The following is a 14146-nucleotide window of genomic DNA, read 5'->3' on the forward strand; positions in this document are numbered from 1 at the left end:
GAAGCGGTACAAAATACCCGTTGTTCCAAGAACCTTGGAACCAGACCAAGGTTGACCCAGACAGATCCGGTCAAAGAACACATGCTTTATTTTACCAAATGGAAAGCAGCACTGGTCCTTCTGGTGTGTGCTTTGGGCGTGATATACGCCGCGCCAAACTTCCTGCCGTCGGGAACATTCCCGACCGAGGCAAGCTATTTGCCCGGCAAGCAGATTAATCTTGGCCTCGACCTTCGTGGCGGCTCGCATATGCTGCTTGAAGTCGATACGGACAGTGTCCTGCGTGAACGTTATGACGCACTTGCCGATACGATCCGCACCGACCTGCGCCAGGAACAGATCCGCAACCGCCCGCGCGAAGCAACCGCGAACGGTGCCGAGATCACCATCCTCAAACCTGAAGATGTTGAAAAAGCCCGCGAGATCGCCCGCGCAGCAGAACCCAATACGGAGCTGAGCGGCGAGGGGAACAACATCCACGTTACCTATAACGCCGTTGCCCGCAAGGAATTGATCGACCGTGCCATTGCGCAGTCACTTGAAGTGGTGCGTCGCCGTGTTGACGAACTTGGCACGACGGAACCGTCGATCCAGCGTCAGGGCGAAAATCGCATTGTTGTTCAGGTGCCCGGTCTTGATGACCCGTCGCGTTTGCGTGCGATCCTTGGTCGTACCGCCAAGATGAACTTCCATCTTGTAAATAACGAGAAAACGGCCGCTGAAGCCCGTGCAACCGGTCTTCCGCCGGGAACCATGATCCTGCCGGCTGCTGATGCGTCGGACAAGGCTGCTGGCATCCGCGAATATCTGATTGATCGTCGTATTGTCGTATCCGGGGACAATCTTGTTGATTCCCAGCCGACCTTCAGTGACGGTCGTCCTGTTGTATCGTTCCGCTTTGATGCGGCCGGTGGCGCCCGTTTCGGCGATGTCACCAGCAAGAATGCCGGGCGTGGCCTGGCAATCGTTCTGGATGGTGAAGTGATTTCCGCGCCGCGGATCAATGAACCGATCCTGGGCGGCAACGGCATCATCACCGGACAATTCAGCGTGCAGGAAGCCAACGATCTTTCATTGCTGCTGCGCGCTGGTGCATTGCCGGCCCCAATGCAGATCCTTGAAGAACGTTCTGTCGGTCCAGGCCTTGGTCAGGATTCGGTTGAAGCTGGCGAAATCGCTGCTGTTCTTGGTCTGGTGTTTGTTATTGCCTTCATGGTGATCAGCTATGGACGTTTTGGCATCTATGCCGACATCGCCCTGATGATGAACCTGATCCTTGTTTTGGCGGTGATGTCTGTCTTGCAGGCAACACTGACGCTGCCGGGGATTGCAGGTATCGTTCTGACGGTCGGTATGGCTGTTGATGCCAACGTTCTGATCTTTGAACGCATTCGCGAAGAACGTCGTAACGGCCGAACGATCATCAATTCGATTGATGCGGGTTATCGCAGTGCCATGTCGACCATTCTTGATGCGAACATCACGACACTGATTGCGGCCCTGGTGCTGTTTAGCTTCGGCTCTGGCCCGATCAAGGGCTTTGCCGTGACGCTGGCCATCGGGATCATCACGTCGATGTTCTCGGCGATCTGGCTGACCCGTTTGATGATTTCCGTCTGGGTCAAGCGCAGCCGCCCGACGGAACTGGTACTTTGAGGAAGGGAACAGGGAAGATATGAAACCTTTGCATCTTATCCCGGATGACGTGAACATCCCGTTCCTCAAATTCCGGAAAATCTTTTACATCGTATCGATGGCGCTGGTTCTTGCATCGGCGGCACTGTTTGCGACCAAAGGCCTTAATTTCGGGATCGACTTCCGCGGGGGTATCCTTGTTGAGATCAAGACCGAAGGCCCGGCAGACATTAGCGGTTTGCGCGACAAGTTGGGCAGCCTTGGTCTTGGCGATGTCTCGATCCAGGAATTTGGGGCGGCTGACGATGTGTTGATCCAGCTCCAGCGTCAGGATGGTGACGAAAAGGCCCAGATGGCCGCATTGGCGAAAGTTACAGAAGCCCTTGGCGAAAATGTAACCATCCGTCGAAGCGAGCTCGTCGGCCCGAAAGTCGGTGATGAGCTCAAGGAAGCCGGATTCTATTCGGTTGTGATCTCGCTTCTGCTGATCATGATCTATATCTGGTTCCGGTTTGAATGGCAGTTTGCTGTGGCGTCCGTTGTTGCGCTTTTGCATGACGTCGTGATCACGGTTGGCTTCTTTGTGATCACTGGTGTGCAGTTTGATCTGGCAACGCTGGCAGCCGTTTTGACGGTTGCAGGTTATTCGATCAACGATACGGTCGTTGTGTTTGACCGCATCCGTGAATATCTGCGCAAGTTCCGCAAAATGGAAATCCCGGATCTGCTTGATCTTTCGATCAACTCGACACTGTCGCGTACGACCATGACGTCGTTCACGACCTTGTTGGCGCTGATTGCGTTGTTTGCCTTTGGCGGTGAGGCGATCCGCGGTTTCACCATGGCGCTGATCTTTGGCATCGTGATCGGGACCTATTCATCGATTTGTGTGGCATCGCCACTACTGATTGTGTTGCGTCTCAAACGGAAAATTCCGGAAGCCGAAGAAGGTCAGGAAGCAAAAGCCTGATCGCTGATCGGATGATCTAGAATTTGCAAGAAGGCCGGGGATGTGCGAAAACGCCCCGGCCTTTTTCTTTTGGCTTTCTGCCTGAACCGGGTGGAAAACTGCGCACCAGACCATATGAGGATTGCCATGTCACTTGAAGTCAGCCCACTTGTTGCCGAAGGTCGCAATCTGGTGTCGAGTTACGGTGACGGTCTGTTCCGCTTTGGCGAAGAAACCGTCAATGGATCGGTCCTGCTGTTTCCGGAATCGATCTATTCCTGGAATGTCAAATCCATGGACGATATCACGGTCGACTCATTCGCCCGGGTGATCGAAAAAGCAGACGAGATTGAAATTCTGCTGCTTGGTATGGGCAACCGCCTGATGCCGGTGCCATTGGCGTGGCGCCACGCATTGAAGGAACATGGCATTGTGATCGAACCGATGGATACCGGTGCGGCATGCCGGACCTACAACGTTCTTGTCGCCGAAGCACGCCGCGTCGCCGCAGCCTTGATTGCGGTTTGATAAGGCTAGCCGCGCAGATAGTGCTGCAACTGATGGCGGACCTGCTTTACGCTGGCAAAAATTGCAGCAGGGCCCGGTGCATAGCCGGCCGGGAATGATTCCCCGCACAGAAACAGGTTCTTCCACGGCAATCGCAAACGATCACGTAAAGCCGCATGGCCCGGGGTGAATTCCGGGAAGGGGGCCTCGGCATCAATGAAGCTGAATTTCGGATGGTCTATCCCGTCGGCATTGCGAGACCGTGCTTGCAGATCGACATTGAGATATTGATTGCATAACCAAAGACATCTCTGCCAGACCCGGGCAACAATCTGATCAGTGGTGCCGTCGGTCGGCATGTGAAAGCTGCTATTGAGGCTGACCTGCACGTGGCGGCGATGACAGTAGATTGCCCGGACAAGGTCGTCACTGACCAGAAGGCAACTTGGTTCGGCAAATGGCCGTCGCATTTCAAAGGCTACGGTCTGACGGCGGGCAGGGGCCGGTGGAATGCCGATATCAGGCACCGCATCGCAAAGCGGCCGTGGATGCAGCGCCAACACAACGGCGTCACCTGGCTTAAGAACCACCTGAATATCGTCATTAAACAGCAAGTCTGTTGCGAACTCCGATGTACTGTCAATGTCACCAAGTTTTGTGCGTGCCATCACTGTGCCACCCGCGGCAACAAATCGTTCGCGCAAGGTCGGAAGGGCAATGTCATTGAGGATGATCGGATCAATGGCCGAAAATACCGGTTCGTGTGACTTTGAAAACAATGCGGATATTTTCGGAACGAGAACACGTGCCAACAGGGCGCGCGAACACCGGTGTGCCGGGATAGAAAACAATGTTTCTGCCAACACCGCCAATGCATCGCGATGGTATGTGCCGGGCTGGTTGGCCTGTTCGTCACTATCGAAGTCACCCGAAGACAGAACGTTATCAACCCGGCTTTCTTCACTGGCAAAGCGTTGCCGCGACAAACCAAGGGCAGTATAGGCCCGCGCGACAAAGCCAAGTCGCCGGGCAACAAGCGCACGCGCGATACCGTGATCAAGTGAAATAACGGCTGGTTTGCGCCGGCCTCGTTTAAGTCCGATCACGCAATGGGCTGGTCGGATCAGCTTTTTGGGAATTTCCGGGAAACCGGCAAAATAATCGGCGACCAAGCCTTCGGGGTCATAGAAAATCTCGGGTTCAGCAGTTTTGTGGTTTTCAGGGGCGGTTTGCATGCCGCGCGTCCACCGGCTTTCAAACGGCTCGCCTTCGTCATAAAGGACGACTTCTGCACCATCTTCTGCCATCCGGGTTGCCAATGCCGCCCCGGCAAGGCCGCCGCCAACAACGTGAACTTTCCCAGACGTGAAGGATGCCATATGCCTGCGCCACTTTAATTGTTATACAAGGCCAGAATTAACTGGTTTGCACGTTATCGTGTCATTCGGTCTGACAAAATAACCTTAACAGCAGAACAGCTTACAAGCCATGGATGAAATTTCAAACGAACTGGACAGCCTGAACACCGAAGTCATCGACCAAATGAACAGTTGGGTCGATCTGCTTGGCGGCGGCGAAGTCGGACGGCTTGTTGGTGCGGTCTTGGTCCTGTTCGTATTCTTTGTGTTCAAGCGCGTTCTGGTGCGCGGGGTACTTGGCGTTTTGAGACGCATCGCGCATCAAACCGAACGCAGCATGATTGCAAATGTCCTTGATGCCTTTGCCTTGCCGCTTCAGGTGCTGGTGATGTTGCTGGGCGCGTATTTCGCCGTAGAGCTTCTGGACCTGCCGGTGGCGATTGATGCGCCCCTGATCGAGGCAATCCATATCGCAGCAATGTTTTGCGTGTTCTGGGCCCTGTTTCGGGCTGTCGAACCGGTTGCGGTGTCACTTAACAGCCTGATCGGGCGGTTTGGTGCCGGTCTTGGTGACGACTTGCGGCAATTCTTTATCCGCGGGGTCAAAACGCTGATCGTTGTGATCGGCTTTGTTATCTTCCTTGAAGGATGGGGAATTGATGTTTCGGCCTTTCTGGGTGGGCTTGGTCTTGCCGGGATGGCTGTGGCGCTGGCGGCCAAAGATTCGGTTGCCAACATCTTTGGCGGCCTGACGATCTTTGCGGACAATCTTTATAAGCGCGGTGACTGGATTGAAACGCCCCATTTCGAAGGAACGGTGGAGGAGGTGGGCCTGAGGGCGACCAAGGTCCGGACCTTTGCCAAGGCGCTTGTCACCATGCCGAATGCCCAGATTGTGGATTCACCCGTGATCAACTGGTCACGCATGACCCATCGTCGCATCAAGATGGTCATCGGACTGGAATACCGCACAACAGCCAAACAGATGGAACGGATTGTCGAAAAGCTGCGTGACTTTCTGAAAAATGACGACGACGTCGCACAGACGGATGTTGCGCAGATGGTTCATTTGTCCGATTTCGGTGCAAGCTCGATCAATATTGATCTGTATTACTTTACGAAGACCACCGACTGGGTTACATGGCGTGAAATTCGCAACCGCCACATCATCGCATTCAAGCGCATCGTCGAGGAAGAAGACGCTGCCTTTGCCTTCCCATCCCAATCGCTTTATGTCGAAAGCCTTCCTGATAACCTTGTCGACACCAAAAACGATCAGCGACCCGCACGTCAGATCGGATAAACAGAATGACTGATACGCCAAAATTATCACATTGCGCGGACTATACGCGCCGCCACGACCGCGACCGTTTTCTGTGTGCCCTGTTTGCGGCACCGGAAAAGCGCGAAGACCTATTCACCCTTTATGCCTTCAATCAGGAAGTTTCGAAAACCCGTGAAATGGTCAGTGAGATCATGCTGGGCCATATCCGCCTGCAATGGTGGCGCGATACGCTTTCGGAAATCGCCGAAGGCAAGGTCCGCCAGCATGAGGTCGTCGAACCACTGGCAGATCTGGTACAAACCGGGGCTTTGTCCGTCGACGATCTGGAAACGGTTGTGGCGGCACGTGAATTCGATCTAGAGGATCGCCAACCGGCAGATCAGGCGGAACTTGACAGATATATTGATCAAACATCGGGGCAGATGGCGGTTCTTGCAGCACGTATACTGGGTGTTACGGATGAAGCAGGTCAACAGGCCGTGCGCCTTGCCGGCAACGCATACGGCTTGGTCGGGATTATGCGCGCCATGGTGTTTCACGGGCGCGCCAAACGGCTTTATCTGCCCAAGGACCGGATGGAACACCACAATGTCGTACAAAGTGACATTTTCGAATTTCGAAAGAAGGATGAAGTTCGCAATCTGACCCGTGAACTGGCCGAACTTGCGCAAAGCCGCATCAAAGAAGCACGCAAACATCGCCGCGCTGTTCCGAAGGGCGCACATGCCGCAGTCCTGCCGATGGTGTTGGCCGATGGATATTTGCGCAAACTTGCCAAGGCGAAATTCGATCCGTTCTCGGCCGAATTTGGTTTGGCGCGCCCGGCCAGTGTCCGTCTGATGGTGAATGGTCTGTTGAAACGATATTAGGTTTCATCGGACAGACTGGATATTGCAAAAATATCATCTACATTAACGATAAAGGATAAGACAGGTTTGTTCTGTCCGTGCTAGCGTGATTAACGCGTTGATTTCGCGGCGTAACGTTCAGTAGCCACCCAGTATGAGGGCTCATATGGCATATCCGCATTCCAGACCCGGACGTGACTGGCTGACCAGGCTGATGCTGGCCGGGGTGATTTGCCTGATGGGATTTTTGCCATCAATGGGCCAGGCCGCCAGTATTGATCCGTTTGTCGGAGTCTATCACGGGGTGACCATTGAACATGCCGAAGGTGAGCTGCAGGCACGTGATCTTGACGTTACAATCGCCAAGACAGAACGCGGTTTCAACGTTGATTGGGCGACTGTCATCCACAAGGCCGATGGCCGTGAAAAGAACGTATCACTAAGCATCGAGTTTTATTCGACCGAACGTCCCGACATTTATGGCAGTGCCATGCGTTCGGGATTGTTCGGGAAACGCATTCCCAATGACCCGTTAAAGGGTGAGCCGTTCTTTTGGGCCCGTATCGTTGACAAGACCTTGACCATACACGCCCTTTATATCACGGACGAGGGCGGCTATGAGATGCAGGTCTATGAACGGAAACTTGACGAAGACGGCAATATGGATCTGATTTTCCGGCGGTTCCGCGATGGTGAGCAAATTCGCGATGTTACCGGAAAACTGACCCGTCAGAAGAAAAGCTACTAGTCGCGGATTGCACTGGTGCCAATGAAAAAGCCGCATCCGAAGATGCGGCTTTTGTCATATCAGGCGGCATTTATCGCACTTAGCCATTCATCAAACAGTGGAATGGCACGATCAGTATACAGCTTTTTGCGGTCGCGGCCCTTGACCCGTTTGGTCAGTTCCAGATCAGGGAACAGACCAAAATTGACATTCATCGGCTGGAAGGTGCTTTCATCAGCACCGCCGGTAATGTGGTTCAAAAGGGCGCCCATCGCGGTCGCCAGCGGCGGGGTGGGGATGGCAACACCGGCTTTTTCCGCAGCTGTGAACCGACCAACCATCAAACCGACCGCAGCACTTTCAACATAGCCTTCGCAACCGGTAATCTGACCGGCAAATCGCAGATCAGGACGGGCTTTAAGACGCAGTGTTGCATCAAGCAAACGCGGTGAATTCAGGAACGTATTGCGATGAATGCCGCCCAGTCGGGCAAACTCGGCATTTTCCAGCCCCGGAATGGTGCGGAAAACGTCGATCTGCGCACCGTATTTCAGTTTGGTCTGGAAACCGACCATATTGTAAAGCGTACCAAGGGCATTGTCCTGGCGAAGCTGAACAATCGCGCGTGGCTTTACAGTCGGGTTGTGCGGGTTGGTCAGTCCTACCGGCTTCATTGGCCCATGGCGCAAGGTTTCACGACCGCGTTCGGCCATGACTTCAATCGGAAGACAGCCGTCGAAATAGGGCGTGTCTTTTTCCCATTCCTTGAATTCGGTTTTCTCGCCTTCGATCAGGGCGTCGATAAAGCGGTTATATTCGTCCGCATCCATCGGGCAGTTGATGTAATCCTTGCCGTCGCCCTTGTCATATCGCGACTGGAACCAGGCCTTGTCGAAATCGATGCTTTCCTTATAGACAATCGGTGCAATCGCATCAAAGAAGGCCAGGCTTTCTTCGCCGGTAACCTTGCGGATGGCGTCGGCCAGCGCACCTGACGTCAAAGGACCGGTGGCAATGATGGTCTGTTCCCATTCCTCGGGGGGAAGACCATCAATCTCGCCGCGCTCCATTGTGATCAACGGATGGTTTTCTAGCGCTTCGGTGACCGCCTGCGAAAAACCTTCGCGATCAACGGCAAGGGCACCGCCAGCGGGGACTTTGTGCTGATCGGCACACCGCATGATGATCGAACCCGCACGGCGCATTTCGTCATGGATCAGGCCGACGGCATTATATTCCTTGTCATCGGACCGGAATGAGTTTGAACAGACGAGTTCGGCGCATTTGTCGGTATGGTGCGCGTCTGTCGGGCGAACCGGGCGCATTTCATGCAGAACCACCGGCACACCGGCCTCGGCCAGTTGCCAGGCGGCTTCACTGCCCGCCAGACCGGCGCCAATGATATGAACAGGTTTCACCGTATTCACGTGTGCGAACTCCTCGCGAAGAATGTGTTTGAATGCTTGGCACACACATAGCGGTGCATGGGGGAAGATTTCAAGTGATTTGCGCCATATTGCCCGTGGGCTTTGTGCATGCAGGCATGAATAATTCACAAAGCCACATCTTCCCCGTCATAAATGCCAGACCCGTTCTGTCAAACATATGTGAAACTGGGGCCAACATGAGCTACCCGCATCACCCATATGGATACGAACCCACACATTGCCCGGTTATCGGTCTGGTGCCACGGCGGCGCCCCGTCATCATTGATGACAAGGACAGATGCGACGCGCAGGACAATGAAAAGCCTGATAACAGTGAACGCAGGGTCGGTTTTCCATTCGGCGGCTTTAATGACGGCAATTTCACCGCCACCGACATCGAAAGCATGATCGAATATGTGGTTGCAACACGTCAGGGATGGCGCGCATCCCTTGTTACACGGGCGTTTTTGCGTTGGTGGCGCAATGAAGACGAAACCCTTGATGATCCCGGCCGGGAGCGCAAGCAGTCAGATGCGATTTTGATGCTTCTTGCACTTAACCAGGGCCGTGACGGGTTCGTTCATGGCTATTTGCATGATCTGCAGGACGAGGCCAAAGAACACCCGAAACCGTCATCACCGCAAACAACCCTGCGAACGGCATTCAACAAAAGTCTGCGTATTGCCGCACTGGCACTTGCCCTGTCGCCGATCGTATTGATTTTTGCGGTGCTGCTGTTTGTTCAGATTGACACCATCATCAGTACCGGAAACGGCAAGCTTTTCGGGTTCAGCTATGATCTTTTGTTCTTTGTTGGCAGCTTTGGCGCGATCGGGGCTCTGACCAGCATGATGATGCGGCTTGGCAAACAGACACCATGGGCCGAGATGGAGCCATCATCGGTCTTTTTCAATTTTCTGTTCCGTCCATGCATGGGATTTTGTTTCGCCCTGATTGTGCTTTTCGCGCTGCGGGCAGGGATGTTGCCCATTCCGCTTGACGATTTGCATAATCTTGACGACCTCGACCAGATCAGCAGTTCGTCACCGGCCGGACGGCAACTGTCAATCGTTCTGGTTTTTGCGTTTCTGTCCGGGTTTAGTGAACGACTAAGCACTGCACTTGTGCGGCGGGTCGAAAACCGGGTGGCAAGCAACAGTTAGGACAAAGATACCTGCTCATACAGGGTCCAAAAGAAAAGAGGCACGAACATCATAGAAAATGTTCGTGCCTCTCTTTGTATCGTGGCGGCTTTTGTAACGGCGGTTGGTGAAAGCAGCCCTTTGGTTATTCAAGCCCTAAATGCCGTTTAAGATAGCGCCCGGTATAGCTTCGCTCATTGGCCATGATGGCTTCGGGCGTGCCGGTGCCGACCAGTTGTCCACCACCGTCGCCCCCTTCGGGACCAATATCAATGATCCAGTCGGCAGTCTTGATGACATCAAGGTTGTGTTCGATCACAACGACGGTGTTGCCCTGGTCAACAAGGGTATGAAGGACCTCAAGCAATTTGCGGATATCATGGAAATGAAGACCGGTGGTCGGTTCATCCAGAATATAGATTGTCCGCCCGGTCGCCCGTTTTGACAGTTCCTTGGCAAGCTTCACGCGCTGCGCTTCACCGCCCGAAAGGGTTGTGGCCTGTTGGCCCAGATGGATATAGGACAGACCAACCTGTTTAAGGGTTTCCATCTTGTCACGGATCGATGGGACGGCCTTGAAGAAGTCCGCGCCTTCTTCCACCGTCATATCAAGAACATCAGATATCGATTTGCCTTTAAAAGATATTTCCAGCGTTTCGCGGTTGTATCTTTTGCCCTTGCACTGATCGCATGTGACATAAACGTCGGGCAGGAAGTGCATTTCGATTTTGATGACACCGTCACCCTGACAGGCTTCGCAACGACCACCTTTGACGTTGAATGAAAAACGTCCGGGCTTGTAACCGCGGGTCTTGGCTTCCGGCAGTTGGGCAAACCAGTCACGGATCGGGGTAAAGGCACCGGTATAGGTCACCGGGTTCGAACGCGGGGTTCGCCCGATCGGGCTTTGGTCGATATCAATGATCTTGTCGATCAGCTCGATCCCGGTAATTGCATCATGTGCCCCGGGATGATGGCGGGCATTATGCATCCGCTTTGCCAGCGCCTTATATAGCGTTTCGATGACAAGACTGGATTTCCCGCCACCTGACACGCCGGTAACACAGATGAACTTGCCCAGCGGGAAGTCGACATCAATGCCCTGAAGGTTGTTGGCTTTGGCCCCCTTGATCGTGATGGACTTGCCGTTGCCTTTGCGACGTTCCTTTGGAACGGCAATCTGTTCAACACCAACCAGATACTTGCCGGTCAGGCTTTCGGGGTTTTGCTGGATTTCTTCCGGGGTGCCCTGGGCAACGATGCGTCCGCCATGAATGCCGGCACCCGGGCCCATATCAATCACATAATCCGCCGCACGAATGGCGTCTTCATCATGTTCAACGACCAGAACCGTATTCCCGAGATCACGCAACCGCTTAAGGGTATCGAGCAGGCGATCGTTGTCGCGCTGATGCAGACCAATGGACGGTTCATCCAGTACATACAGAACACCGGTCAAACCCGAGCCGATTTGCGACGCCAGACGGATACGTTGGCTTTCACCGCCCGAAAGGGTGCCTGACGTGCGTGACATGGAAAGATAATCAAGCCCGACATCGCGCAGGAAGCGCAACCTGTCGTTAATTTCGCGCAGAATACGGCGCGCGATTTCGGTTTCCTTTTCGTTCAACTTGCCTTCAAGGGCGATGAACCAGTCACCGGCTTTGGCAATTGAAAGATCCGTCACCTGCGAGATGTCGCAACCATCGACTTTGACAGCCAGTGCTTCGGGCTTCAGGCGCTTGCCCGCACAGGTTGGGCAATGTGACACCATCTGATATTTGGCCAGTTCATCGCGGGCCCACTGACTGTCCGTCTCGCGCCAGCGCCGCGCCATGTTCGGAATGACACCTTCGAACGGGCGCGAAACCTTGTAACTGCGTGAACCATCGTCATAGGTGACAGTGACTTCTTCGTCACCGGACCCGTGCAGGATGATGTCCTGCGCCGTTTTGGGCAGCTTTTCCCAGGCAACATTGGTTTTAAAACCGAAATGCTTTGCGACTGATTTCAGGGTCTGCAGGTAATATTTCGACGTCGTGCTGGCCCATGGTGCGACCGCCCCATCTTCAAGCGTTTTGCTTTCATCAGGAACAACCAGCATCGGATCAAACTCCATCTGGGTTCCCAAACCGTCACAGGCCGGGCAGGCGCCAAACGGGTTGTTGAATGAAAACAGACGCGGTTCGATTTCCTCGATCGTGAAGCCGGAAACCGGGCAGGCGAACTTCGCCGAGAATACGGTTGTTTCGCCGGTTTTGGCATCTTCGGTAAGAACAATGCCGTCAGTCAGTTCAAGAGCGGTTTCAAAACTGTCGGCCAGGCGGGTTGCGATGCCGTCTTTCACGATCAACCGATCAACAACAACAGAAATGTCGTGCTTCAGCTTTTTGTTCAGTTCCGGCGCATCATCGATGTCATACATTTCGCCGTCAATTTTGACGCGCTGGAACCCGCGTGAGCGCAAATCACGCAGTTCTTTTTTGTATTCACCCTTACGACCACGGACGATCGGCGCCAAAAGATACAACCGTGTTCCTTCTTCCATTTCCATCACACGGTCGACCATCTGCGACACGGTCTGACTGACAATCGGAAGACCGGTCGCCGGCGAATACGGGATGCCGATACGCGCCCAAAGCAAGCGCATATAGTCATAAATCTCGGTCACGGTCCCCACGGTCGAACGCGGGTTACGCGACGTGGTTTTTTGTTCGATGGAAATGGCCGGCGACAGACCATCGATATATTCGACATCCGGCTTTTGCATCAGTTCAAGGAACTGACGGGCATATGCAGACAGGCTTTCGACATAGCGGCGCTGGCCTTCGGCATAGATCGTATCGAACGCAAGCGAACTTTTACCCGATCCCGACAGGCCGGTAATGACCACCAGTGAATCGCGGGGCAATTCAACATCAATGTTCTGAAGATTGTGTTCTTTCGCACCGCGAACCGAAATTTTCGTCAGCATGTCGGGCCTTTTGTTCCTGAATTGTTCGGAAAGTGTATAGAGGACGCAAACACTATACGCAAGCGCACCCCTGACAGTTCCTGTCAGTATTTGTCAGGAGACTGACATTACACAATCACTGCCCCCAAAAATGCATGAAAAAACCCGCCGAACAAGTCCGGCGGGTTTCATAAATCCTGTGACCCAACGGGTCAGACAAAGCAAAAGATGGCTTAGCCTTTGGTCACGGAACGACCGGTGGCACCGAGATCCTTGAAGGCTTCTTCGAGGCGCGCTGCCATCGACAGTTCAGCTTCGCGGATCCAGACACGCGGGTCGTAGTTTTTCTTGTAGGGTTTGTCCGTTTCCGGATCGACCTGGTATTTGAAAGCACGTGCATTTGCTTCAACATACTCACCGACCGGACGGGCATAGGCAAACTGGGTATCGGTGTCGATATTCATCTTGAAGACGCCATAGCCGACGGCTTCTTCGATTTTTTCTTTTTCCGAACCCGAACCGCCATGGAACACGAAGTCCAGCGGGCGGTCATCAAGACCATGCTTCTCGGCGACAAACTTCTGGCTTTCCAGAAGGATTTCCGGACGCAGTTTGACGTTGCCCGGCTTGTAGACGCCATGGACGTTGCCAAATGCAGCTGCGACCGAGAAATGGCCAAGCGGCGAAAGGCGACGATAGGCTTCTTCGACTTCTTCCGGACGGGTGTAAAGACGCGGGTCGATCTCGTCACTTGAAGTATCAAGTTCGTGACCGATGCCGTCTTCTTCGCCACCGGTTACACCCAGTTCGATTTCCAGGCTCATTTCGATGGCGGACATGCGTTTGAGGAAGGTCTCGCAAGTCGAAAGGTTGTCTTCAAGCGATTCTTCGGACAGATCAAGCATGTGGGAGCTGTAAAGCGCCTTGCCGGTTTCGGCATAGGCCTTTTCGCTCCATTTCAGCATTTCATCGACCCACGGAACGAACTTGCGGTTCGCGTGGTCGGTATGCATGACAACAGCAACACCATAATATTCAGCAAGAAGCTGCGCATGACGGGCAGCCGAAACTGCGCCCACGACACGGGCCGCATCGGCGTCCTTGATGCCCTTGCCAGCAAAGAACTGTGCGCCACCATTCGAAAGCTGAATGATGATGTCAGAACCGGCATTCGCAGCGGCTTCAAGGGCTGCGTTCATCGTGCTTGACGATGTAATATTCACAGCGGGAAGGGCGTAACCGTCCTGCTTGCAGGCAGCGACAAGGTCACGATAGGCAGCACCGGTAACAACACCGGGTTTAACGGAAGGCATGT

General features: G+C 53.9%; 11 protein-coding genes. 7 read left to right on the plus strand and 4 right to left on the minus strand.

Annotated elements, in window-relative coordinates:
• Positions 1-81 precede the first annotated feature (81 nt).
• From secD to CU041_RS06410, 3 genes are all read left to right on the plus strand, one after another.
• Positions 82-1656 carry a protein translocase subunit SecD gene (secD, locus tag CU041_RS06400; RefSeq protein ID WP_068519114.1) on the plus strand — a complete coding sequence of 525 codons (1575 nt, stop codon included), beginning with the start codon at positions 82-84 and terminating at the stop codon, positions 1654-1656.
• 19 nt (positions 1657-1675) lie between these two features.
• Complete coding sequence (gene secF / locus CU041_RS06405) at positions 1676-2605, plus strand: protein translocase subunit SecF (RefSeq protein ID WP_068519113.1); 930 nt, start codon at positions 1676-1678, stop codon at positions 2603-2605.
• Between the two features lie 126 nt (positions 2606-2731).
• Positions 2732-3112 carry an Mth938-like domain-containing protein gene (locus CU041_RS06410; RefSeq protein ID WP_101246182.1) on the plus strand — a complete coding sequence of 127 codons (381 nt, stop codon included), beginning with the start codon at positions 2732-2734 and terminating at the stop codon, positions 3110-3112.
• A gap of 5 nt (positions 3113-3117) precedes the next feature.
• Here CU041_RS06410 and CU041_RS06415 read toward each other — a convergent pair whose 3' ends face one another.
• Positions 3118-4470 carry an NAD(P)-binding protein gene (locus CU041_RS06415; protein WP_101246183.1) on the minus strand — a complete coding sequence of 451 codons (1353 nt, stop codon included), beginning with the start codon at positions 4468-4470 and terminating at the stop codon, positions 3118-3120.
• Between the two features lie 109 nt (positions 4471-4579).
• On the opposite strand from CU041_RS06415, the gene CU041_RS06420 reads away from it, so the two are divergent.
• From CU041_RS06420 to CU041_RS06430, 3 genes are all read left to right on the plus strand, one after another.
• The gene (locus tag CU041_RS06420) at positions 4580-5752 is read left to right on the plus strand and encodes a mechanosensitive ion channel family protein (protein WP_101246184.1); all 1173 of its coding nucleotides are present in this window, start codon (positions 4580-4582) and stop codon (positions 5750-5752) included.
• Between the two features lie 5 nt (positions 5753-5757).
• The gene (locus tag CU041_RS06425; protein WP_101246185.1) at positions 5758-6603 is read left to right on the plus strand and encodes a phytoene/squalene synthase family protein; all 846 of its coding nucleotides are present in this window, start codon (positions 5758-5760) and stop codon (positions 6601-6603) included.
• A 145-nt stretch (positions 6604-6748) separates the two neighbouring features.
• The gene (locus CU041_RS06430; RefSeq protein WP_101246186.1) at positions 6749-7330 is read left to right on the plus strand and encodes a hypothetical protein; all 582 of its coding nucleotides are present in this window, start codon (positions 6749-6751) and stop codon (positions 7328-7330) included.
• Positions 7331-7389: 59 nt separating this feature from the next.
• Here CU041_RS06430 and trmFO read toward each other — a convergent pair whose 3' ends face one another.
• The gene (trmFO, locus tag CU041_RS06435; RefSeq protein WP_101246187.1) at positions 7390-8736 is read right to left on the minus strand and encodes a methylenetetrahydrofolate--tRNA-(uracil(54)-C(5))-methyltransferase (FADH(2)-oxidizing) TrmFO; all 1347 of its coding nucleotides are present in this window, start codon (positions 8734-8736) and stop codon (positions 7390-7392) included.
• Positions 8737-8933: 197 nt separating this feature from the next.
• Here trmFO and CU041_RS06440 point away from each other — a divergent pair, with 197 nt between their 5' ends.
• Positions 8934-9899: a hypothetical protein gene (locus CU041_RS06440; RefSeq protein ID WP_101246188.1), complete on the plus strand. Its 966-nt coding sequence runs from the start codon at positions 8934-8936 to the stop codon at positions 9897-9899.
• A gap of 124 nt (positions 9900-10023) precedes the next feature.
• Here CU041_RS06440 and uvrA read toward each other — a convergent pair whose 3' ends face one another.
• Both uvrA and fbaA read right to left on the minus strand, forming a co-directional pair.
• Positions 10024-12852, minus strand: coding sequence for an excinuclease ABC subunit UvrA (gene uvrA, locus CU041_RS06445; RefSeq protein ID WP_101246189.1), 2829 nt, complete (start codon positions 12850-12852; stop codon positions 10024-10026).
• Between the two features lie 212 nt (positions 12853-13064).
• Positions 13065-14144 (minus strand): class II fructose-bisphosphate aldolase, encoded by a 1080-nt coding sequence (gene fbaA, locus CU041_RS06450; RefSeq protein WP_068519106.1) that lies wholly within the window; start codon positions 14142-14144, stop codon positions 13065-13067.
• Between the last annotated feature and the right edge of the window lie 2 nt (positions 14145-14146).

Source organism: Thalassospira povalilytica (genome assembly GCF_002844235.1).
GTDB classification, from domain to species: domain Bacteria; phylum Pseudomonadota; class Alphaproteobacteria; order Rhodospirillales; family Thalassospiraceae; genus Thalassospira; species Thalassospira povalilytica.

Excerpts from the sequence above, each read along its gene's own strand:
- secD (WP_068519114.1), top strand. The coding sequence starts at position 82 with ATGCTTTATTTTACCAAATGGAAAGCAGCACTGGTCCTTCTGGTGTGT.
- secF (WP_068519113.1), top strand. The coding sequence starts at position 1,676 with ATGAAACCTTTGCATCTTATCCCGGATGACGTGAACATCCCGTTCCTC.
- CU041_RS06410 (WP_101246182.1), top strand. The coding sequence starts at position 2,732 with ATGTCACTTGAAGTCAGCCCACTTGTTGCCGAAGGTCGCAATCTGGTG.
- CU041_RS06415 (WP_101246183.1), bottom strand. The coding sequence starts at position 4,470 with ATGGCATCCTTCACGTCTGGGAAAGTTCACGTTGTTGGCGGCGGCCTT.
- CU041_RS06420 (WP_101246184.1), top strand. The coding sequence starts at position 4,580 with ATGGATGAAATTTCAAACGAACTGGACAGCCTGAACACCGAAGTCATC.
- CU041_RS06425 (WP_101246185.1), top strand. The coding sequence starts at position 5,758 with ATGACTGATACGCCAAAATTATCACATTGCGCGGACTATACGCGCCGC.
- CU041_RS06430 (WP_101246186.1), top strand. The coding sequence starts at position 6,749 with ATGGCATATCCGCATTCCAGACCCGGACGTGACTGGCTGACCAGGCTG.
- CU041_RS06440 (WP_101246188.1), top strand. The coding sequence starts at position 8,934 with ATGAGCTACCCGCATCACCCATATGGATACGAACCCACACATTGCCCG.
- uvrA (WP_101246189.1), bottom strand. The coding sequence starts at position 12,852 with ATGCTGACGAAAATTTCGGTTCGCGGTGCGAAAGAACACAATCTTCAG.
- fbaA (WP_068519106.1), bottom strand. The coding sequence starts at position 14,144 with ATGCCTTCCGTTAAACCCGGTGTTGTTACCGGTGCTGCCTATCGTGAC.